This is a genomic window from Bacillus sp. 22483 (assembly GCF_052044605.1).
GTDB lineage: Bacteria > Bacillota > Bacilli > Bacillales > Bacillaceae > Bacillus > Bacillus altitudinis.
The window spans coordinates 100,893-121,755 of sequence record NZ_JBQENU010000006.1 but is presented as its reverse complement, the minus strand read 5'-3'; the positions used below and the strand labels follow the sequence as shown (position 1 = coordinate 121,755).

The window sequence follows — 20,863 nt, the reverse complement described above, 5'->3', positions numbered from 1 at the left end:
TTTCTACTGTTATGATGATTTTCGCGCAAGCTCTCTTTCTCTCAGCTCGACACGTCGAATTTTCGCTGACGGAGTTTTTGGTAGCTCGTCAATGAATTCGATTTCTCTTGGATATTTGTACGGTGCTGTTGTATTTTTCACGTGTGTTTGCAGTTCTTTAATCAGCTCATCGCTTTGTGTAGATGCATCACGCAGGACGACGTATGCTTTCACGATTGATCCTCTGATTTCATCTGGACTTGCCACGACCGCACATTCTTTCACTGCTGGGTGTTTAATCAGTGCATCTTCAACTTCAAATGGACCAATTGTATAACCTGAGCTGACAATGATGTCATCCCTGCGGCTTTCAAACCAAAAATACCCGTCTTCATCTTTTTTCGCACGGTCACCGGTAATAAAGTAATCCCCTCGGCGCTGCGCCTTTGTACGCTCTGCATCTTTGTAGTATTCCTTGAATAAAGCCGGCGTTTCAAGATGAACGGCAATGTCACCTATTTCTCCTGGAGCACAGATCTGGCCATTCTCATCAATAATCTCTACTTCATTGCCAGGTGTTGGTTTGCCCATACTGCCCGGCTTGATGTCCATTCCTTTCAGCACCCCGACTAGCAGCGTGCTTTCTGTTTGCCCGTAACCATCTCGCACTTCGATATCGAAATGTTTTTTGAACGTATCGATGACTTCACGGTTGAGTGGCTCTCCCGCAGAAACAGCACTATGCAATTTCGGCAGCTCGTACTGACTGAGGTCATCTACTTTTGCCATAAACCGATATTCCGTTGGTGTACAACATAAAACATTGATTTCATTTTTTTGAAGCAGCTCTAAGTACGTATCCGGATTAAACTTTCCTCCATAAACAAAACCTTCTGCTCCGCTTCCTAAAACAGATAAGAGAGGACTCCACACCCATTTTTGCCAGCCTGGTCCTGCTGTTGCCCATACTTTATCCCCTTCATTAATGGAGAGCCATGCTTTGGCCGCTGTACGTAAATGTGCATACGCCCAGCCGTGTGTATGAACAACCCCTTTGGGATTACCTGTTGTGCCTGATGTATAAGAGAGAAATGCCATGTCCGTACGTGTTGTGTCTGCCAATTTCAACTCGCTTGACTGCTCTTCCTTTTGCGCAACAATGTTTGTCCAGCCATGATCATTCTCACCAATCGAGAATGTTTTGAAATCTTTTGGCTGGTTGGTTCCTTCAAACGATTGAATGAATGATGCGTAAACAATCGCTCCTTTTGCTTCTGCATGCTCAATTCGGTAATCTATATCTTTAGCGCGAAGCATTTCTGAACAAGGAATTACAACCATTCCTGTTTTTAAAATGGCTAAATAAATGCTGTATGCCTCTAGCATACGAGGCACCATCACAATGATTTTATCGCCTTTTTTAAAGCCTGCATTTAATAGAACATGACCAATTTTATTCGCCTCTTCTACTAATGCTGCATATGTCACATGCGCTTCATGGCCATTCCCGTCCTGCCAGTGCAGGGCGATTTTCTCCTGGTCATGACTGAACGCTTCAATCTCACTGACTAAGTTATATTGTTCTGGTGCAATTAAGTCTTCTCTTTTCATGGTACAGCTCCTTTTAGCCTCTTTCTATGAAACGAATCATGTTTCAATTTACCTATTCTAACACTCATAACTGAAAAATGCTTGAATTAGGACCTACTCCTAGTATTATGCCATAATTTTTTCATTTCGTCTTCTTTTTTAAAAATATTCTAACAATTTATGTACAAAAAAAAGAGCGGGAATAAACCCGCTCATAAGCCATAGCTTTTTAATTGTGTGTCTTAGAAAGATCCGCCACCCATATGTTGTTGAGCGTAAGATACAAGACGCTTAGTGATTTCTCCACCAACTGATCCGTTAGCGCGAGCTGTTGTTTCTGGTCCAAGGTTTACGCCAAATTCTGAAGCGATTTCGTACTTCATTTGGTCGATCGCTTGTGCAGCGCCTGGAACGACTAATTGATTAGAACTGCTTTGTCTGTTTTGTTGAGCCATGTGTTCTCACCTCCTTGTGAATATAGAATGTGTAGAAACACATGACTTCATGCGATTGATTTTATGGTAATTATTATGAAATTTTTTATTTAGAATAAATCAGCGAATTTGTCAGCTGCTTTCTTTTCATTTGTGACAACGATTGTTTCGATCTGCTCCACTGCCTCGTCAAGCATTGGCTCGAATTCAGCAAAGCTTTCGTAGCGTTCTACTTTTTCAAGCTTTGGTTTTGTTTTTGGAGATGGCGGTGTAAAGATCGTGCAGCAATCCTCAAATGGCTGAATGCTTGTCTCATATGTGCCAATTCGTCTCGCTTCTTCGATAATGTCATTCTTATCCACGGCAATCAGCGGGCGAATGATAGGTGTGTTTGTGACATGATTAATGGCATACATGCTTTCAAGTGTCTGACTTGCCACTTGACCAAGGCTTTCACCTGTAATAATGGCAAGCGCATCACGCTTGGCTCTTATTTTATCTGCAATTTTGAGCATCATTCTTCTCGTTGAAGTCATCGTATAGTTTTCTGGTACTTGTTTGTGAATGAGCTCTTGGATTTTCGTAAAAGGAACGATGTGAAGCTTGACTTCGCCTCCATAAGCAGCTAAGCATTCCGCTAGATCAATGACCTTTTGCTTGGCACGTTCACTTGTATAAGGTGGGCTAAAGAAATGAACAGCTTCAATTTGAATGCCTCGTTTCATTGCCTGATAGCCTGCCACTGGGCTGTCAAAGCCGCCAGAGAGCATTAGCATCGCTTTTCCGCTTGAACCAACTGGCAGTCCGCCTGCACCTTTTACATCTTTAAATGTAATGTACGTCGCGTGTTCTCTTATTTCAATTCGCAAGTGAACATCTGGCTGTTTCACATTAACGGTTAAGTTGTCTGTATTCCTTAGAACATGTCCACCAATTTCTCGGTTCATTTCATTTGAATCAAGCTCAAATTGTTTATAAGAGCGTTTCGTTGAGACCTTAAATGTATTTCCTTGTTCATACACTTCCTGAACCGCTGAGAGTGCCGCTTCTTTGATGGCATCAAGATCTGTCTCACATTTTACAGCCAGGCTAAAGCTTTGAATGCCAAATACACCTTTAAGCTGTTCTGAAATCGGTTCAGGGTCTTCTCCGTTTAGCATGATCGTAATGCGGTCTCTGTCAGATGCATACTTTAATGCTTCAAAGTCTTTTAATACAAACCGGATATGCTGTCTTAGTTTTTCGATAAATTTCTTTCTATTTTTCCCTTTTGTTGAAATCTCACCAAAACGGACTAAAATATGGTCATACTTCATGTTGTTATCTCATTCCTTTTAATTTTTTCACACTTTGTGCGATCGATGTAATGATTTGTGGCGCTAGCTCTGGTCCTTGTCCATATGTCAAACTGATTCTCATACTGCTTTTGGCTGCTTCTTCTGATTTCCCCATCGCCAGCAGGACACGGCTTGGTTCCTTTTTCTTAGCAGAACAAGCAGACGTTGTCGAAACGTAAATGCCTTCTTTTTCGAGCATATGCAGAAGGACTTCAATTTGAATACCTGGCACTGAAAAATTCACAATGTGCGGTGCACTATGCGTCAGCGGTGTGTTTATGACGACGCCTTCTATCTTTCCAAGCTGCTGCTCTAGCTCCGTTTTTAAAGCGACCATCTCATCATGATGCTTGTTTAAATGTTCAAATGATTGCTTGATGGCTTTTGCTAAGCTGACAGCTCCAGCAGGGTTCTCAGTCCCTGAGCGAAGGCCAAGTTCTTGCTCTCCTCCTGTGATAAAAGGCGCAAGCACGATCTCTTTCTTTAAAAAGAGGGCACCAGTTCCCTTCAAGCCGTGAATCTTGTGGCCTGACATCGTTAAAAGATCAATATCCATCTCTTTAGGCAGCGGAACCTTGCCAATTCCTTGTACGCCATCGACATGAAAAATCACCTCTTTGGCATACGTCCGAATGATGCTTGCCGCTTCCTCTATCGGCTGAATCGCGCCTGTTTCATTGTTTACATGCATGAGACTGACAAGCACTGTATCAGGGCGAAGCACTTCTTTTAAATGCGCCATATCTGCACGGCCATGCTCATTTACTTGAATATAGGAAATATCAAAGCCAAATAATGTTTTCAGCTGTTCAAACGATTCGATGACAGATGGATGCTCAATCGCTGTTGTGACAATATGTCTGCCTCGGTTCATCTTGGCAAGAGCAGCCCCTTTGATGGCAATGTTATTTGCTTCTGTTGCACCTGAAGTAAAAATAATCTCATATTGTGTAAAGCCTGTATAGTGAAGGATTTGTTTTCGCGTTTCACTTAATAGACGGCTCGCATCAATTCCAAGTTGATGCAGCGAAGACGGATTCCCAAAAAAACGCTCACTCACTTGCTGATGCACTTGTAAAACCTCTGGATAAGGCTTTGTTGTAGCACTATTATCAAGATAAATCATATCTTAAACTCCTTACAAAAAAACTTAAAAAATAAATGCATTTATATGTTACCATAATGAAGTCATACAGAGAATTTTCTGAAAATGGCAGTTGACAACTTTCCATTTTCACTATATCATCCATAGTGCAATTGTCATATAAACACCTGAATTGTCAGAATATTTAAATTTGACACAATACACTGATTGAGGAGGGACTATTTTGAAAAATAGTTTAAGTATAAAAGAGACATTGGCTATTGGGCTAATGCTTTTTGCATTATTCTTTGGTGCAGGAAATATGATTTTCCCACCTGTTCTTGGGCAATATGCAGGTGAAAATGTATGGCTTGCCATCGGCGGATTTCTACTCACAGGCGTAGGTCTTCCGCTATTAGGGGTTATTGCTGTCGCCCTTACAGGTACCGGAGCCAAAGGTCTTGCGGATAAAGCTCACCCTAAATTCGGGACCATCTTCACCGTTATTCTGTATTTATCCATTGGGCCATTTTTCGCCATTCCGCGAACAGGTACGGTTTCTTATGAAATTGGATTAGCTCCATTTCTTTCTGAAGGACAGGCTGAATCATGGATTCCATTATTCATCTTTACTCTGGTGTTTTTCACCATTACGTATCTTCTTGCTTTAAACCCTTCAAAGCTGGTTGATCGAATTGGTAAAGTGCTGACACCAATCTTATTAGCGGTTATTGCCATTATTGTGTTTAAAGCTATTGCTACACCGATGGGAATGATCGGTGCGCCTGATGCGACATATAAAGCAAACCCTCTCTTTACTGGGTTTTTAGAGGGTTATAAAACAATGGATGCTCTTGCTTCTATCGTTTTTGGAATCGTGGTCGTAACAGCTGTGAAAGATAGAGGGATCACAGAACGAAAATCACTTGCATCGGCTTGTATAAAAGCTGGTCTTGTTGCAGCAGCGGGACTAGCACTCGTGTATATTTCACTTGCTTATGTTGGTGCTTCAAGCCCTGATGCAACTGGAATGGTCGGAGCAAATGAAGGAGGAAAACTACTTTCACTTTCTGCAAACTTTTTATTCGGTTCTGCTGGTAACATTGTTCTTGGCGCAGCCATTTTATTCGCTTGTCTCACAACAAGTGTTGGACTTGTCTCGTCATGCGGGGAATATTTTTCAAAGCTTTTCCCAGCACTTTCTTATCGTACCGTCGTTCTAATTGTTTCTTTATTTAGCACATTCGTTGCAAACCTCGGACTGGCCCAAATCATTTCTCTATCGGTGCCTGTACTCGTAGCGATATATCCACTGGCCATTGTCATTATTTTATTATCGTTCCTTGACCGCTGGATTAACGGCAGACGAGTGATTTATGTCGTATCCTTGATCTTCACTGGATTTTTTGCCATTATTGACGGCTTACTTGCTGCCAAATTCAATCTAGGGGGTTTACCTAACTTCTTAGATTCATTCATTCCATTTTACGATTTAGGCATTGGGTGGGTTGTACCAGCGATCATCGGCGCAGGGATTGGCGTACTCATCTCTATGTTGACTGGCCCGCCTAAACAGCTTGCATCCTAATCATTCTTTAAACATCCTCTTCCAAAATGAAGGGGATGTTTTTTTATTGTCCTCCATATACTAAAATAGAAAAATTCATGACTTTTGTACGAAAACACATGTTGACATCAGGCGTACATCCTTTATAATTAGTGAATGTTAATGATGAACGATTACTTAGCAGGTAATTAACAGAATATTTCAACATAATAATGGAGGCTTTAAATGCAATGAAGGCAACTTTGTCGACGAAAGATACGGTTATCATAGGTTTTATGCTGTTTGCTCTATTCTTCGGCGCCGGTAATATGATCTATCCACCTGAGCTAGGTCAATATGCTGGGCAAAATGTGTGGAAAGCAATGGGCGGATTTTTATTAACAGGTGTCGGTTTACCGCTTCTTGGGATTATTGCGATTGCTTTAACAGGTAGAGATGCGAAAGGACTAGCTGATAAAGCTCACCCAGCTTTCGGAACAGCGTTTACCGTCATTTTATATTTATCTATTGGGCCACTTTTCGCTATTCCTCGTACAGGAACTGTCTCATATGAGATTGGCGCACTACCCTTTTTAGCAGGAGTACCAGCTTGGCTCTCACTTCTTTTATTTACACTGGCCTTTTTTGGTATTACGTATTATCTTGCGCTCAATCCAACGAAAATTGTGGATCGTGTAGGGAAAGTGTTAACACCGATTAAATTTACGATCATTTTGATTATTATCGTCAAAGCCATTTTGACACCGATGGGCGTCATTGGCACACCTGATGTGTCCTATAGCAATGGATCATTTTTCAAAGGGTTTTTAGAAGGCTATAAAACCATGGACGCTCTTGCATCTATTGTGTTTGGAGTTGTTGTCATCAACGCCATTAAAGGACGCGGCGTGACAAGTAAAAAGGCGCTGACATCTGCTTGTATCAAAGCAGGTCTAATTGCAGCTTGCGGATTAACATTTGTTTATCTATCACTTGCTTATTTAGGCGCTTCAAGTACACACGCCATTGGTTTTGTTGGAGATGGCAGTAAGATCTTGGCTCAGTCTTCGCAATTCCTTTTTGGCAGTTTAGGTAATATTGTGTTAGGCGCGGCGATTACGGTTGCCTGTTTAACCACAAGCATCGGTCTCGTGACATCGTGCGGAGAGTATTTCTCAAAATTACTACCTAAGCTTTCTTATAAAACAGTTGTGACACTCGTGACATTATTCAGTTTTATCATTTCAAATTTTGGACTTGCTCATATTATCGCTTTTTCAGTACCTGTTTTAACTGCGATTTACCCGTTAGCGATTGTGATTATCGTTTTATCACTTGCTGACAAATGGCTTGGTCATAGAAGACCTGTGTATGTCCTTACTTTGATTTTAACTGGCTGCGTTAGTCTGTTTGACGGCTTAGCAGCGGCGAAACTGCCGATTGGTCCTGTGAAAGATCTCTTTCAAACGATCTTGCCGCTATATGATCTTGGCATTGGCTGGATTGTACCTGCCATACTCGGAGTCGTGATTGGATTTGTCATCTCTCTTTTCACTTCTTCTGCTTCAGAAGAACGTCAAAAGCAAGCTTCATAACATGGAAAAAGCTGAAGTCCTAAAATGGACTTCAGCTTTTTTTATTGATGCTGATATTCTTTTTCTTGCTGAGTTAAAAGCTTCTGGACGGCTCCAGGTGATGCTTTTTCGACAGCTGCTGCTGCCACTTCAAATGAATCGTTATAATCATAGGCATAAAATCTTCGTTCTGCCTCTTTTAATTGCTCTGAAAGAATGTGATTTTGACTTCTAAACCGGTTGCCGTATTGTATAATCCGTTCAATTTGATCCACTTTACGAAGCATGTCATGTGTTTCATCAACGACATGTTTTACTGTTTCAGAGGCTTCTTTTAATTGCTGGTTCACTGCTGGCATATTCAGCGGCAAATTTTCTAGCTGCTCCTGCACTTGCTGAATCATCTCCTGCGCTTTTTCAGCACGTTCTTTGATGTCAGCAGGTACACCTGGAATGTTGCTTTTGTGCAGCTGGCGCACTGTATCTGTCAGCATGGTTTTAAGTTCAGCCAATGTTTCTCTTGCCTGTAATTCTTCTTTTCGTAACGATTGAAGGTGATCTTTAAACGCTTCATGAAGCGTTTTGGCATCCTCAATAAAGGTCTCAAGCTGATTGATTTCATCCATTAATAATGTGTATGCGACATGGTCACGATCAAGCTTCTCTCGTATTTGCTTCATGAGCTTTTCAATTTCTTCTAATCGTTTTTCGAAGGCTTTCTGCTGATCCAGCTCTCCCGCTGTCAGCTTGTAGCTTTGTTTCACAAGAGCCGTTTCTGCCTTTGTCTGCGTGTGGTCTTGTTCAAGTTTTTCAAATGCTTCGGTCAGCTCAGGCATTTTGCTCTTGATTTCCTGACCTGCTTCTACTTCTGCTTCTAGCTGATCATACAGCGTCTGAATCGCATCATCAATCATTTGCAGAATGCTTGATGCTTCATCTAAGTTGAGTTCATCAATCAGCAGCTTCTCCGCCCGGGTCAGCTGTTTATTCAAGTTATCCAGCTCTTTTGTGATCTGGATGTGCTCTAGTTTGTAGCCTTTGTCTGTCATTTCTTTATAACCGTCTTTCAGCTTCGTCAGCTGACCTGGCACAGTTTGTTTGCAGTCTGCGATGAGCTTCGGTACATCATTGATATATAATTGCAGCTGATCGAGTCTGCGGTCTTGCTCAAGCAAAATTTTCCTTGCTGTCATGTAGTTTCCGTTTTCTGTCTCTTCTTCATACTGCTTGATCCCTTCCCAGGCCTCGTCCAAGTCCTGCTCCATTTTGTCATAAAGGGTGCCATATAAATGGCTGTAAGCAAGTAGATTTTTTCGTACCGTTTGATATTGCTCTTTGACCTTCTCGATGTCTTTTCGGTTTTGCTCTTCACTTGTGACAAGGTCTGCAATCTCTTTTAAAATGTCTTCGATGTTTGAATCAGCAGCGGTGAGCAGATCTCCTATATGTGCAAGAACTTGCTTCGCTTTGGAGAATCGATATTTATCAGAATACTCCTCTGCATCATATAATAGCTCCTCTACCTTTGGAAGATGGGCTGTGACGATATCGTCCCACTCTGCACGCCATCTTTCAAAAAACTGCTCTGTTTCTCCGGTCATTTTTAAATGTTTGATTTTTGAAATTTCTTCTACAATTGATCTGTTTAAAATTTCAATTTTCCATGCTTCCAATCGGTCAATCTCTTTATATATATTTTTTCTGAGGAAATAACCGACTGAAAACAAAGCAAGCAAAATGACAATTAAACCGATGATAAACTCCATAATGAGCCCCCTTGTTGTGATCTAAGTGATGTCAGGGTAGTGTCCCGAGTAGACCTGAGAACCCTTTCGTGTCCGCTTTGCATTTGTTTTTTATAAGCAGGATTGTATTTTTGCCAATACGATCCATTCACGGTTTTATGTATGTTTTTTCAAGAAAGTCATTCAGGCTTTCTATCATTTGATCACATGTATTGATGTGACCTGTTTTTATGTATGCGGAAGCTGTCGTTTTCATTGTTATTATGATACCATGTAACCAGCATTTTTGGTCATGATTTTTCATTATTTTCGCTGATAAACATGACGTTTTTCAAAATATCGACAAGAGGTGACGACATGTTGAAACAAGATGCACATTTACATACGCCATTTTGCCCGCACGGTACGCTTGATCCTTTTCATTCTTATATTGAAAAAGCAATGAAAAAGGGATTTGATTCCATCACCTTTACCGAGCATGCCCCGCTGCCTCCTTCGTTTCGAGATCCAACGCCTGAGCAGGATAGTGCCATGAAGCTTCAAGACCTTGAAGCGTATTTGACGAAGCTGGATCAGCTGAAACAGGAATACAAAGGACAGTTAATAGTAAAAACTGGGCTTGAGGTCGACTATATCAAAGAGTATGAAGAGGAAACAAGTGCCTTTTTAGACTGCTACGGACCTGAACTAGACGATAGCATTTTATCTGTTCACTTTCTTCCTGCTGACAATGATTATATTTGTCTTGATTTTGATGAGCATGCCTTCGAGCAGCTGATCAGCATCTATGGCAGCACCGAACACGTCTATCAAAGCTACTATGACCAAATTCATTCTTCTATTCTATCATCTTTAGGTCCATATAAGCCAAAGAGAATCGGTCATATCACCCTTGTCCAGAAATTCAAACAACTTTTCCCATACGAAATGTCGCCAGAACTTTGTCAAAGGGTGACCCTTTGTCTTGAAGAAACGGCAAAAAAAGGCATGTCCTTAGATTTTAATACATCAGGTCTTCGTAAAACATATGCCAGAAGTATCTATTTAGATCAATGGATGATTGATCTTGCAAAACAGAAAAAAATTCCGCTCATATTCGGGTCTGATGCCCATCAAGCGGAAGATCTCGGGTATGCGTATGATCAGTTTGAAGACATCATGAGTTTCAGGTGAGGATCAAGTGCCGATTCGTTTGGTTCTAACAGATGATGAAGCGACCGGCTCAGTTCCTTATAGTACGTTTGATAAAAGTAAGGCTCGCTTGGGTTGATATAAAGCACCTCTGTTAAATATTGCGGCTGCAGATATGGCATCATCAGAAGTGATTTTAGCTGGATCATAAATGATGAGAGTGACAGCTGCTTACAAATCACATGGGTGCTTTTTCCTTTTTCAATGATGAGCTGAAACAAGTATTTTTCCTTTGTTAAATAGGTGGACATGATTTCCCTGATCAGCGTTGAATCAATGGTCACTTCTCGATAAACGAAACGGGTTAATTGACGATTTTCATGCTGATAAGATAAAATATCAAAAACCACATGAAGTAAACATTCTTTTGCATGACGGGTTTCCATGTGCTGGATGTGCGATTCAATCATCTGAATATAGCCTTCATAAAAATCGGATACGAGCTGCTCAAGCAGCCCTCCTTTTCCTTGAAAGTAATAAGATATATGGGCAACGTTGACGTTTGCTTCCTTCGCAATCTCACGGACAGAGGTTCCAGAAAATCCTTTTTGGTTAAAAAGTCTGATGGCAGCTTCAATAATACGGTCTTTTGTTTGCACGGTTGTTGATGTTTTCATCCGCTCACCCCTCTTCATGTGTACATACTTCAAGGTGAAGGCGGAAGTTCCTTTAATCATTGCTCGACAAATCCCACATGCGAAGCGCAAGTTATGTATTTTTGAGATAGAAAGTAGGAGATTTTCATGTTTCATGTCGAAAAACAGTCTGGTGATCCATCGAAAGACTATCAATTACTCATCAAGCAAGTAGAAGCGATTACGGATGGTGAACCTGATCTCATTGCCAACCTAGCCAATGCTGCGGCGCTGCTTTATCACTCGCTTCCTGAAGTCAATTGGGCAGGATTTTATTTAGCAAAAGGCGGAGAGCTTGTGCTTGGTCCATTCAACGGACTGCCCGCATGTGTACGCATTCCTTCTGGAAAAGGGGTTTGCGGTACAGCATTTGCGACAGGTGATGTACAGCGTATCGCTGATGTGCATGCATTCCCTGGTCATATTGCATGTGATGCCGCATCGCAGTCTGAAATCGTGATCCCTCTTAAAGTAAATGGACAAATCATTGGGGTACTCGACATTGACAGTCCAGTGAAAGATCGTTTCAATGAAATAGATGAAACGTACTTAGTTCAATTTACAGAGGTTCTCCAAAATGCGTTATCAGCCTCTACTGATGCGTCATGATGCTTGAAAAGCAGACAATGTGTCTGCTTTTTTATTTTGCTTTCTTCCCGGATGAATGCCGACCACGTTTGACATTCTCCTCTTTAAATAGGTTGACTTCTCCTATCTGGCGTCATATAATAGAGTTTGTGTGAAATATGGCAGCCTTTTTGTTCGGCTTTTTTGTATCATTTTGTTCCTTCTATATGGAGGTGCATCTTGTAACTCCCTGCTGCTGGAGCGAGGATGCATGAAAACATAATGACGGAAAAGACAAAGAACAGACGGTTTTTATTTTTCACAAATAAAAACAATAAGGAGGAGTCACATTATGGCTCGCTATACAGGTCCAAGTTGGAAGATTTCCCGCCGTTTAGGCATTTCATTAAGCGGAACAGGTAAGGAACTTGAAAAACGCCCTTACGCTCCAGGCCCACATGGTCCAGGACAACGCAAAAAACTATCTGAATACGGTTTACAATTACAAGAGAAGCAAAAGCTTCGTCACATGTACGGTGTCAACGAACGTCAATTCCGTACACTATTTGACAGAGCTGCTAAACTTCCTGGTAAACAAGGTGAAAACTTCATGATCCTTCTTGAAACTCGCCTTGACAACCTAGTATACCGTCTTGGCCTTGCTCGTACGCGCCGCCAAGCTCGTCAGCTAGTAAACCATGGTCACATCCTTGTTGATGGAAGCCGTGTAGACATCCCATCTTTCTCTGTGAAACCAGGTCAAACGATTGCTCTTCGTGAGAAATCTCAAAACCTTGCAGTTGTGAAAGAATCAGTTGAAGTGAACAACTTCGTACCTGAATACCTTACTTTCGATGCTGAAAAGCTTGAAGGAACTTTCACTCGTCTTCCAGAGCGTTCTGAATTAGCGCCTGAAATCAGCGAACAACTAATCGTTGAGTTCTACTCTCGTTAATTTCATTGCTCTCTCAGAGAGTGATCAAACAAACCCTAGAGACCTTGATTGTTCAAGGATTTCTAGGGTTTTTTGTTTGGTCTTTTGTACGATACTCTCTAGCTACAAATAACTTATTTGCACACAAGAAAATTAGAACACCGATTACTCTTTACTCTTTTTCGTTTTCCTCTTACAATTACATTTACTGGATAACTCACAACTTAAAACAATAATGTAAGGAACGTTAAGGAGGAAAGCAATTTGTCGATCATTTCATTTATGTTAGCACTTATGCTCATTTCAATTGTTATCTATGCGGTTTTGAGAAAGACAAAAGTTGTCGATGAAGCGCCTGGAGCTATCGCTGAAATTCTCCTCATTTTACTCATCTTTTTTTCGATTAGTTTTGTCATCATCATTCCAAGTTCTGTACTTTATGTTGTTTCATTAGGAGTGAATTTTCTTTTTGGAGAATATATTACCTATGCATCATTTCTTTCATTATTGACCTTCTGTCTATTCGTCAGTGGGATTGTTCTTTTTTGGTCGATCTTTTTAGTATTCATTGGTAAAGGAATTTCCTCTTTGCTAAGATTTCCTCAATGGTTCACGTTTATCTTTGAATTTTTACTCTCATGGATCGTTGTGCATTTCTCAATTAAGTTTGTACTTAATATGAACATAGTCAATGTCTCAATTTGGGAGCACGGCACACTCATTTTATCTTTCTTTGTCAGCTTCTTATTTATTGGAATTGATCTCATCTACTCAAGTATTGAACAACGAAAACAGCCGCTGGATGAACAAGCAAAAAGCTCCTAGAGATGATTCTAGGAGCTTTTGCTTGCCCAATTTGTGATCAGCTGCTCAGTTGTCAGGACAGTCGCAAATTCGTCATGCAGTGTTGCAAGTGAAAGGCGATGGATCGTTTCTGGATCATAGTATGTACCGGTTTGATCTGCGAGTCCAAAGGCGGCTGTTGCATCCGAAATGAGGTAGGTATCAAAGCCTAGATTTCCACTCATTCTTGTTGTGGTAGATACGCAGTGCGGTGTTGTGAGTCCAGCAATCACAACAGTGTTGATCTCGTTTGATCTTAGTTGTTCCTCTAAGTTTGTACCTATAAAGCTGCTGTTGACTTTCTTTTGTATGACCATTTCTTCATCTAGCGGTTTAGCGATCTCTTTGAAGGAGTGCCCTTCATTTGCTGGATGAAATAAGGAGTGCGGCTGATCCGATGTATGCTGAATATGAATGACTGCCCATCCTTTTTCTCTCCAAAACGTCAATAGACGACTGATATTCTTCTCTGCATCTAGGTTATTCCGTTCTCCCCTTTTTTCGTGCTCGAATGCTTTCTGTACATCAACCATAATCAAAGCCTTTTAATGTTGTTGCACAAATACCCACCTCCGAAGATTCTCGTTCATTATATGTAGTGTAAGGAATGACGGTTGATTTGTACATACTTTTATTAAATTGAAAAAAGAAACTAGAAGACATATACAGCCTTACTAGCTTCTTTTTATTTTCATTTTATCTAACATCTTTAAATTTGGTTTGAAGTAAAATAACAAAAAACACACTGGCAATTATATAATAAATTCCAATGATTGATGTACTGTTAGAAATAACATCAAATAGTTTAGCTGATTTAACCATAAACATCCATATGAAATAGATGATGTAAAATGATAATGGGAAATAAAAAAAGTATCCTAAGAAATATAACTTTAGTTTTTGTGTCATTTTTTTCCTCCTATTATGTTAAGCCGATGGATTATCAACTTATTATGCCCATGGTCCTCTTCCCTCCATGCATTTAGCTGAATACCAAGTAAGGAAAGCTACTAAACCGATAACATTCCCCCCAATTCCAATCTTCAGCAAAAGCTTAGCAGCTTCTTTATAAGCCTTCTTTTCTAGATAGCTCCAAAGGCCACCAGTTAAGGCCACTTCTATCATTGCCACACCAAAATGATCTTTTAATGAATCAATCATACAATCGCCCCAAGTTCCTTTAGCAGCCTGAGTCTTTAAAACTGATGATTTTTCTATCTTAATTCCGTTTTTTTTTATTTCATTTTCTAAAATCTTAAATTCTTTCTTATCTCCAAATCTATCTCTTAATTTCTCAAAATCAAAACCAATCAATTGATTATTTTGGTCATATATACTAGCACTCTCCATTAAAAACTCTAAGTCTTTAGCTAGTAAATTCACATTTTTTTCATTTGAGTTTGTTTTGGCAGTTGCAATTGGTGATGCAATAACGGAAAAACCCAGAAATAATGCTATCATAATAAAAATTGTTTTTTTAAAGAATACTCTGTTTCTCATTATATCCCCCTTGAAATACAGTATTTTAACTTTCTCTTGTAAAATTAAGAAAGAACTTCTTCAATTAATAAAGAAGCACATAAAAATCACGTTAGCTTCCCCCCCTAACATCTACACACTATAACATCCTTTTCCAATTAATTATTGAGATAAAAGTTGTATTCTACATTGTGTTAACTTTATATTTATATGCTTAAACTACAATTAAACCAAAAAGCAATTATAGAGGTTTTCGCACATCTTTTCTCTTAATGCAGCTGGTTATTAATCACTATTTAAAATACCTACTATTATAATGATAACGGTTTTCTGGAATAGGTCATTAATCTCTTTCTAAATTAATTAAATATAAAAAATAATCTTTTTTTCATAAATAACATAAAAAAAGACAGCACAAATCGCTGTCTTTTTTCATGATTTAATTCGTATTCTGTCCTCCGCCATTCAATCCTTCTTTCACATAGCCTTTGACTTGGCTTGAGGTTAATAGACCGATATGTCCAACGCCGTGGATCAGGACATTTCTTGCGCCAATTAAACGCGAAAGGCTGTTGACGACGATGAGATCGGCTGAGCTATAGACGGATGTGTAAAGAATTTTTTGATTTGGATCGGTGCCTGGTAATGCTCTGAGTGAAACGAGTCCGTTCGCTCCACCAAGTGTGACGACGTTTTCAATTTTATCTCCGCCGTCTAGGTTTTTAATATAGTATAACGTGTTCGCACCGCCCATACTATGAGCCACAATATCTACTTTTTTGGCGCCCGTTTTGGCTAGTACATCTTTGACGAATCTAGAGAGCCTCGGGCCATTGTTCAGGTTATTGCCTGTTTTGTCTATGAAATCGATTGCAAAAAGTTGGTTTTGATCCCATCCCTGTGACACTAAGTATCGTTTGATCGAAGCAAAGTTATAAGACGCACCACCCATGCCGTGTACCATTACAACCGGATTATGCTCAGCCGCTTTGGCTTCTTTCGGCTGGATGAAGGCTATTGAACCTAGCACTAAGGCAAGGGCAACAAGAATTTGCAAACTCTTTTTCTTAAATCGAATCACTTTCATTCCCCCTTATTCATCTTATTCGACTCTATTTTATACAAGAAAAATATGTCAGAAAAGTGAACAAGGTAATGTTTATAAGATGATTTTACAGAAATATAAATAATCATAAAGCACCTTGGACTTTTTTAAATTAAAACAAAAAGACTACGAGCCCCTCTATCTTTCATATATAATGTGAATAGACAAAAGGAGGTTCTGCTAGATGCTGTTTACTCAAACACCTGCACTACCCTATTATGCCGTGATTTTCACATCAAAACGAACAAATGTCGAGCAGAAAGAATACGCCGTGGCTGCTCAAAAAATGGAAGAATTAGCGAAAGAACTAGACGGGTTTCTTGGAATAGAAAGTGTACGAGATGAACATGGTGTTGGAATCACTGTCTCTTACTGGGATTCATTAGCAGCCATCAAAGAATGGAAAGCACATACAGCACATCAGCGTGTTCAAAAAAAAGGAAAAAAAGATTGGTATGAATCCTATACAACCCGAATTTGTAAGGTAGAACATGCTTATACAAACGAAGATTCACTTCTTGAATAAGAAACAGACAAATGAGAGAAAACCGCTCTGTAAAAGCTTAATTCCTACTTCTGAATAAAAAAGAAAAGCACCTCAATGTATATGAACATTTGAGGTGCTTTTCATGATACTTACTGTTTCATAAGGATTTATTTATACGTTACAAGGAAGTATTTCTTTTTCCCTCTTCTTAAGACGGTAAATTGGTTTTCAATTCGGTCTTCAGCTGAAAGGACATAGTCTTTGTCGGTTTGTCTCTCTCCGTTGATGTAGACGGCACCGTTTGTGATATCTTCACGTGCTTGACGTTTTGATGGAGACAGTTTTGATTCGACAAGAACATCAACAAGTGTTAATTCTTCTCCACTGTCTTTCTCCATTGATGGCACATCTTTAAAGCCTACTTTCACTTCTTCTGCTGTAAGAGATTTGATCTCGCCTTTAAATAGCGCATTTGAGATGTTGACAGCCTGTTCTAGTGATTCACGGCCATGCACAAGTGTTGTGACTTCTTCTGCCAAACGGCGCTGTGCTTCACGCTTTTCAGGGGCTGTTTGCACTTTTTCTTCGTACGATGCGATCTCTTCTTTTGATAGGAACGTAAAGTATTTTAAGTATTTCACGACATCACGGTCATCTGTGTTGATCCAGAATTGGTAGAATTCATATGGTGATGTTTTTTCTTTATCTAACCAAATGGCGCCGCCTTCTGTTTTCCCAAACTTCGTGCCGTCTGCTTTTGTGACAAGCGGCATTGTGAGACCGAATGCTTTAGCCCCTTCTGCTTCAGACTTACGGATTAACTCAAGCCCAGATGTGATATTTCCCCACTGGTCACTTCCGCCGATTTGCAGCTTACAATTTTCATTTCTGTAAAGGTTCAAGAAGTCTAACGATTGTAGAATCACGTAGCTGAATTCTGTGTACGAAATCCCTGTTTCAATACGGGAGCTGACGATATCTTTTGCGAGCATGAAGTTGACACCGAAGTTCTTTCCAATATCGCGAAGGAACGTGATGACATTCATTTGACTGATCCAGTCATAGTTATTCACGATGACAGCTGGGTTGTCACCTGCTTCAAAATCAAGGAATTGAGAGAGCTGTCCTTTGATTTTCTCTGACCACTGTTCGACGATTTCTGCTGGGTTTAGTGAACGTTCTGCTTTTTTGAAACTTGGGTCACCAATTAGTCCAGTTGCGCCGCCAACAAGTGCAATCGGATGATGACCTGCTTCTTGGAATCTGCGCAATGTTAAAATTGGCAGTAAGTGACCAATGTGCAAGCTGTCAGCTGTTGGATCAAAGCCGGAGTATAGCTTGATTTTTTCTTCTGCTAATAATGTTGTTAAACCTTCTTCATCTGTTTGTTGCTGAATTAATCCTCTGAACGATAATTCTTCCATCAATTGACTCATATCCAAATCTCCTTTTTTTACAATTCAACATAAAAAACGCCCCTTCGAATGAACGAAGGGACGATATATATCGCGGTACCACCCTGCTTAAAAGACAAAACAACACGTCTTTTCACTTACACTGATAACGGACAGATCCGTTCTTTCACTAATCAGATAGCATATGCTCCTTTTCGTAAAAGCGGTTCGTGAGGGTAATTCGAATATCTCTTTGTACTGACTCGCACCAGCCGTCAGCTCTCTTGGACAGGGAAAGATGATTCTACTGAATCTCAGTCAAAACCTTTTCATATTCAACTAAAGTCATTTTTAACATACTTTTGATATCAAGTCAACTGACGGAAGTGATTAATCTTCCATTGTCGAGAGATCGCCAGCAGGTAAATTCAGCTCCCACGCTTTTAACACACGTCTCATAATTTTACCGCTTCGTGTTTTTGGCAGTTTGTCTTTAAACTCAATTTCTCTCGGTGCTGCATGTGCAGCGAGTCCTTTTTTCACGAACGTACGAATCTCTTCTTTCAGCTCATCTGTCGGTTCGTATCCGCTTCTAAGCGCAATGAAGGCTTTAATAATTTCACCGCGCACAGGATCTGGTTTTCCGATGACACCAGCCTCTGCAATGGCCGGATGTTCCACCAGTTTACTTTCTACCTCAAATGGACCGACCCGCTCTCCTGACGTCATAATGACATCGTCGACACGTCCCTGGAACCAGAAGTATCCGTCTTCATCCATATAAGCTGAATCTCCTGAAACATACCAATCTCCCGGCATAAAGTAAGATTCATATTTTTCAGGATTGTTCCAGATCGTATGCATCATAGACGGCCAGCCTTTTTTGATGGCAAGGTTCCCCATCCGGTATGGCGGAAGTTCATTTCCGGCATTATCCACAATCGCAGCTTCAACGCCTGGAATTGGTTTCCCCATCGAACCTGGTTTGATATCCATGCATGGATAGTTACAAATCAGCTGTGCACCTGTTTCTGTCATCCACCAAGTGTCATGAATTCGTTTACCGAATACAGCGTCTCCCCAGCGGATCACTTCTGGATTAAGTGGCTCTCCTACACTTAACACATGACGGAGTGAGCTGAGATCATATTTTTGAATGAGATCGTCTCCTGCTCCCATCAACATTCTGAAGGCTGTCGGTGCACTGTACCAAACGGTCACACCAAGCGATTCAATGGTTTCGTACCACGTATCAGGATTGAACCTGCCGCCTAAAATCACATTCGTCGCTCCATTCAACCACGGAGAAAAAATACCATACACCGTCCCTGTTACCCAGCCTGGATCAGCTGTACACCAGTAGACATCTTCTTCTTTCAAATCAAGTACCCATTTACCCGTCTGGCCTTGCTGCACCATTGCGCCATGAACATGGAGCACACCTTTGGGCGTACCAGTGGACCCTGACGTGTAATGAAGCAGGTATCCATCTTTTTCATCCATCCACTCGATTTCAAGTTCCTTCGCTGCCTGCTCAAATGCTTCTTCAAAGTGAATCGTCCGCACACCACCTGCATCCTCTTTTTCACCACCGACAATGATGACGGATTCAAGCTTTGGAAGTTCTGCAAACGGAATCCGCTCAAGCAGATCAGGCGTTGTCACAATCACTTTTGCCTCACTATTTTCTAAACGATCTTTGACGGCACCTTCCATAAATGCCTCAAATAACGGACCGACGATCGCACCAATTTTGACAGCACCAAGCAGTAGAAAATAGAGCTCAGGTGATCTTGGCATAAAGATAAACACGCGATCCCCATTTTGCACATGTGCCTGTTCTCTTAATAGATTTCCTGCTTTGTTTGTCTTGATTTTCATATCCCTGAACGTATACTTTTCATCCCGCTGTGAATCTTTGTAGTGAAGCGCCACCTTGTTTTTACGAAACGAGTCCGCATGTCTGTCAATCGCTTCATAAGCTGCATTTACTTTTCCTGTTTCATACCAAGAGAAATTTTTTCTCGCTTCCTCCCATGAAAATTCTTTGTATGCTTGCTCATAATCATTTAAATGATAGTCCCCTTTTACTGATGGTAGCGTTTCCACTTTCATCAAACAGTCCCCCTTTGCATACGTTTACAATGACCATTATAGTATAGATGACTTTTTTTCTCAATTTTTAAAAAACTTCTGATGAAACCGTTTTAATTATTGCAAGATTTAAGATAGAATAGAGACGACTCACTAGAATTTGAGGCGGTGGATACGTGGAGCATCCTAAAACTTATTATTCAAAAACCATTGAGCGAGAAACAGGTTCCATCCTGATTGAAGGACCGGTACCTGCATCAGAGCTTGCGAACTATACGTTTCATGAAGGACTAACGGCATTTCGCACGCCTGAAGAACAGAAACAAGCACTTGTTGAAATAGCAGATCTTCCTGAAGGACGTATTATCATTGCTAGGGTGGATGAGCTTGTCGTAGGCTATGTCACGTATTTGTACCCTGATCCGCTTGAACGCTGGTCAGAAGGCAACATGGACAATTTAATTGAGCTCGGTGCCATTGAAGTCGCTCCTCCATTCAGAGGCTGCTCACTTGGCAAGCATTTACTGGATGTGAGCATGATGGATGAGCAAATGGAGAATTATATTATCATTACAACCGAATATTACTGGCATTGGGATTTAAAAGGGACAAAGAAAAACGTGTGGGAGTACCGCAAAATGATGGAGAAAATGATGAACGCCGGCGGTCTGGTCTGGTTTGCAACAGATGAGCCAGAGATCAGCTCACATCCAGCCAATTGTTTAATGGCACGGATCGGAAAACATGTGAGTCCAGATTCAATCGAGCGTTTTGATCGTCTTCGCTTCCATCAGCGCTTTATGTATTAACGTTCAATTCGTTTTTTTGGCAAAGGGGATTGGTAA

At 40.6% G+C, this 20,863-nt stretch carries 19 protein-coding genes and 1 other annotated feature; of the genes, 8 read left to right on the top strand and 11 right to left on the bottom strand.

What is annotated here, in order from left to right:
- Positions 1–9 precede the first annotated feature (9 nt).
- The 4 genes from mbcS to ACTJJQ_RS11085 form a co-directional block, all read right to left on the bottom strand.
- Positions 10–1,590 (bottom strand): acyl-CoA synthetase MbcS, encoded by a 1,581-nt coding sequence (gene mbcS, locus ACTJJQ_RS11100; protein ID WP_008343095.1) that lies wholly within the window; start codon positions 1,588–1,590, stop codon positions 10–12.
- A gap of 221 nt (positions 1,591–1,811) precedes the next feature.
- Positions 1,812–2,024 carry an alpha/beta-type small acid-soluble spore protein gene (locus ACTJJQ_RS11095; protein ID WP_003216385.1) on the bottom strand — a complete coding sequence of 71 codons (213 nt, stop codon included), beginning with the start codon at positions 2,022–2,024 and terminating at the stop codon, positions 1,812–1,814.
- Positions 2,025–2,113: 89 nt separating this feature from the next.
- Complete coding sequence (thiI, locus tag ACTJJQ_RS11090; protein WP_165379040.1) at positions 2,114–3,319, bottom strand: tRNA uracil 4-sulfurtransferase ThiI; 1,206 nt, start codon at positions 3,317–3,319, stop codon at positions 2,114–2,116.
- Between the two features lie 4 nt (positions 3,320–3,323).
- A complete protein-coding gene (locus ACTJJQ_RS11085) occupies positions 3,324–4,466 on the bottom strand; it encodes a cysteine desulfurase family protein (protein WP_440600206.1) in 1,143 nt (380 codons plus the stop codon).
- 202 nt (positions 4,467–4,668) lie between these two features.
- On the opposite strand from ACTJJQ_RS11085, the gene brnQ (ACTJJQ_RS11080) reads away from it, so the two are divergent.
- Positions 4,669–6,012, top strand: coding sequence for a branched-chain amino acid transport system II carrier protein (brnQ, locus tag ACTJJQ_RS11080; RefSeq protein WP_017358298.1), 1,344 nt, complete (start codon positions 4,669–4,671; stop codon positions 6,010–6,012).
- A 209-nt stretch (positions 6,013–6,221) separates the two neighbouring features.
- Positions 6,222–7,565: a branched-chain amino acid transport system II carrier protein gene (gene brnQ / locus ACTJJQ_RS11075; protein WP_242730919.1), complete on the top strand. Its 1,344-nt coding sequence runs from the start codon at positions 6,222–6,224 to the stop codon at positions 7,563–7,565.
- A gap of 41 nt (positions 7,566–7,606) precedes the next feature.
- On the opposite strand, the gene ezrA is transcribed toward brnQ (ACTJJQ_RS11075), so the two are convergent.
- Positions 7,607–9,310, bottom strand: a complete 1,704-nt coding sequence (gene ezrA / locus ACTJJQ_RS11070) for a septation ring formation regulator EzrA (protein WP_165379041.1) — start codon at positions 9,308–9,310, stop codon at positions 7,607–7,609.
- Between the two features lie 336 nt (positions 9,311–9,646).
- On the opposite strand from ezrA, the gene hisJ reads away from it, so the two are divergent.
- Positions 9,647–10,462 (top strand): histidinol-phosphatase HisJ, encoded by an 816-nt coding sequence (hisJ, locus tag ACTJJQ_RS11065; protein ID WP_242730923.1) that lies wholly within the window; start codon positions 9,647–9,649, stop codon positions 10,460–10,462.
- Here the strand turns inward: hisJ and refZ are convergent.
- Entirely contained in the window at positions 10,432–11,097 is a 666-nt protein-coding gene (refZ, locus tag ACTJJQ_RS11060) for a forespore capture DNA-binding protein RefZ (protein ID WP_440600205.1), read from the bottom strand. The genes hisJ and refZ overlap by 31 nt on opposite strands.
- Before the next feature lie 126 nt (positions 11,098–11,223).
- On the opposite strand from refZ, the gene ACTJJQ_RS11055 reads away from it, so the two are divergent.
- From ACTJJQ_RS11055 to ACTJJQ_RS11045, 3 genes are all read left to right on the top strand, one after another.
- A complete protein-coding gene (locus ACTJJQ_RS11055) occupies positions 11,224–11,724 on the top strand; it encodes a GAF domain-containing protein (RefSeq protein ID WP_017358302.1) in 501 nt (166 codons plus the stop codon).
- A gap of 310 nt (positions 11,725–12,034) precedes the next feature.
- A complete protein-coding gene (gene rpsD / locus ACTJJQ_RS11050) occupies positions 12,035–12,637 on the top strand; it encodes a 30S ribosomal protein S4 (protein WP_007501777.1) in 603 nt (200 codons plus the stop codon).
- A gap of 243 nt (positions 12,638–12,880) precedes the next feature.
- Positions 12,881–13,441: a hypothetical protein gene (locus ACTJJQ_RS11045; RefSeq protein ID WP_024718693.1), complete on the top strand. Its 561-nt coding sequence runs from the start codon at positions 12,881–12,883 to the stop codon at positions 13,439–13,441.
- 8 nt (positions 13,442–13,449) lie between these two features.
- Here ACTJJQ_RS11045 and ACTJJQ_RS11040 read toward each other — a convergent pair whose 3' ends face one another.
- From ACTJJQ_RS11040 to ACTJJQ_RS11030, 3 genes are all read right to left on the bottom strand, one after another.
- Entirely contained in the window at positions 13,450–13,992 is a 543-nt protein-coding gene (locus tag ACTJJQ_RS11040) for a cysteine hydrolase family protein (protein ID WP_440600204.1), read from the bottom strand.
- Positions 13,993–14,410: 418 nt separating this feature from the next.
- Positions 14,411–14,959, bottom strand: a complete 549-nt coding sequence (locus tag ACTJJQ_RS11035) for a hypothetical protein (protein ID WP_440600203.1) — start codon at positions 14,957–14,959, stop codon at positions 14,411–14,413.
- 418 nt (positions 14,960–15,377) lie between these two features.
- Positions 15,378–16,025, bottom strand: a complete 648-nt coding sequence (locus ACTJJQ_RS11030; protein ID WP_041092577.1) for an esterase/lipase family protein — start codon at positions 16,023–16,025, stop codon at positions 15,378–15,380.
- A 202-nt stretch (positions 16,026–16,227) separates the two neighbouring features.
- Here ACTJJQ_RS11030 and ACTJJQ_RS11025 point away from each other — a divergent pair, with 202 nt between their 5' ends.
- A complete protein-coding gene (locus tag ACTJJQ_RS11025; RefSeq protein ID WP_039170277.1) occupies positions 16,228–16,569 on the top strand; it encodes an antibiotic biosynthesis monooxygenase family protein in 342 nt (113 codons plus the stop codon).
- Between the two features lie 128 nt (positions 16,570–16,697).
- On the opposite strand, the gene tyrS is transcribed toward ACTJJQ_RS11025, so the two are convergent.
- The gene (tyrS, locus tag ACTJJQ_RS11020) at positions 16,698–17,966 is read right to left on the bottom strand and encodes a tyrosine--tRNA ligase (RefSeq protein ID WP_366963401.1); all 1,269 of its coding nucleotides are present in this window, start codon (positions 17,964–17,966) and stop codon (positions 16,698–16,700) included.
- A gap of 53 nt (positions 17,967–18,019) precedes the next feature.
- Positions 18,020–18,255 (bottom strand) — a binding site (T-box leader).
- A 59-nt stretch (positions 18,256–18,314) separates the two neighbouring features.
- Positions 18,315–20,039, bottom strand: a complete 1,725-nt coding sequence (gene acsA / locus ACTJJQ_RS11015) for an acetate--CoA ligase (RefSeq protein ID WP_440600202.1) — start codon at positions 20,037–20,039, stop codon at positions 18,315–18,317.
- Between the two features lie 155 nt (positions 20,040–20,194).
- Here acsA and ACTJJQ_RS11010 point away from each other — a divergent pair, with 155 nt between their 5' ends.
- Positions 20,195–20,827: a GNAT family N-acetyltransferase gene (locus ACTJJQ_RS11010; RefSeq protein WP_159159892.1), complete on the top strand. Its 633-nt coding sequence runs from the start codon at positions 20,195–20,197 to the stop codon at positions 20,825–20,827.
- The last annotated feature ends 36 nt before the right edge of the window (positions 20,828–20,863 follow it).

Bases quoted from the DNA above. Each gene is read 5' to 3' on its own strand.
- acsA (WP_440600202.1), bottom strand. From the start codon at position 20,039: ATGAAAGTGGAAACGCTACCATCAGTAAAAGGGGACTATCATTTAAAT.
- mbcS (WP_008343095.1), bottom strand. From the start codon at position 1,590: ATGAAAAGAGAAGACTTAATTGCACCAGAACAATATAACTTAGTCAGT.
- ACTJJQ_RS11085 (WP_440600206.1), bottom strand. From the start codon at position 4,466: ATGATTTATCTTGATAATAGTGCTACAACAAAGCCTTATCCAGAGGTT.
- ACTJJQ_RS11055 (WP_017358302.1), top strand. From the start codon at position 11,224: ATGTTTCATGTCGAAAAACAGTCTGGTGATCCATCGAAAGACTATCAA.
- ACTJJQ_RS11040 (WP_440600204.1), bottom strand. From the start codon at position 13,992: ATGGTTGATGTACAGAAAGCATTCGAGCACGAAAAAAGGGGAGAACGG.
- thiI (WP_165379040.1), bottom strand. From the start codon at position 3,319: ATGAAGTATGACCATATTTTAGTCCGTTTTGGTGAGATTTCAACAAAA.
- refZ (WP_440600205.1), bottom strand. From the start codon at position 11,097: ATGAAAACATCAACAACCGTGCAAACAAAAGACCGTATTATTGAAGCT.
- rpsD (WP_007501777.1), top strand. From the start codon at position 12,035: ATGGCTCGCTATACAGGTCCAAGTTGGAAGATTTCCCGCCGTTTAGGC.
- brnQ (WP_242730919.1), top strand. From the start codon at position 6,222: ATGAAGGCAACTTTGTCGACGAAAGATACGGTTATCATAGGTTTTATG.
- ACTJJQ_RS11030 (WP_041092577.1), bottom strand. From the start codon at position 16,025: ATGAAAGTGATTCGATTTAAGAAAAAGAGTTTGCAAATTCTTGTTGCC.
- tyrS (WP_366963401.1), bottom strand. From the start codon at position 17,966: ATGAGTCAATTGATGGAAGAATTATCGTTCAGAGGATTAATTCAGCAA.
- ezrA (WP_165379041.1), bottom strand. From the start codon at position 9,310: ATGGAGTTTATCATCGGTTTAATTGTCATTTTGCTTGCTTTGTTTTCA.
- ACTJJQ_RS11025 (WP_039170277.1), top strand. From the start codon at position 16,228: ATGCTGTTTACTCAAACACCTGCACTACCCTATTATGCCGTGATTTTC.
- hisJ (WP_242730923.1), top strand. From the start codon at position 9,647: ATGTTGAAACAAGATGCACATTTACATACGCCATTTTGCCCGCACGGT.
- ACTJJQ_RS11035 (WP_440600203.1), bottom strand. From the start codon at position 14,959: ATGAGAAACAGAGTATTCTTTAAAAAAACAATTTTTATTATGATAGCA.
- ACTJJQ_RS11095 (WP_003216385.1), bottom strand. From the start codon at position 2,024: ATGGCTCAACAAAACAGACAAAGCAGTTCTAATCAATTAGTCGTTCCA.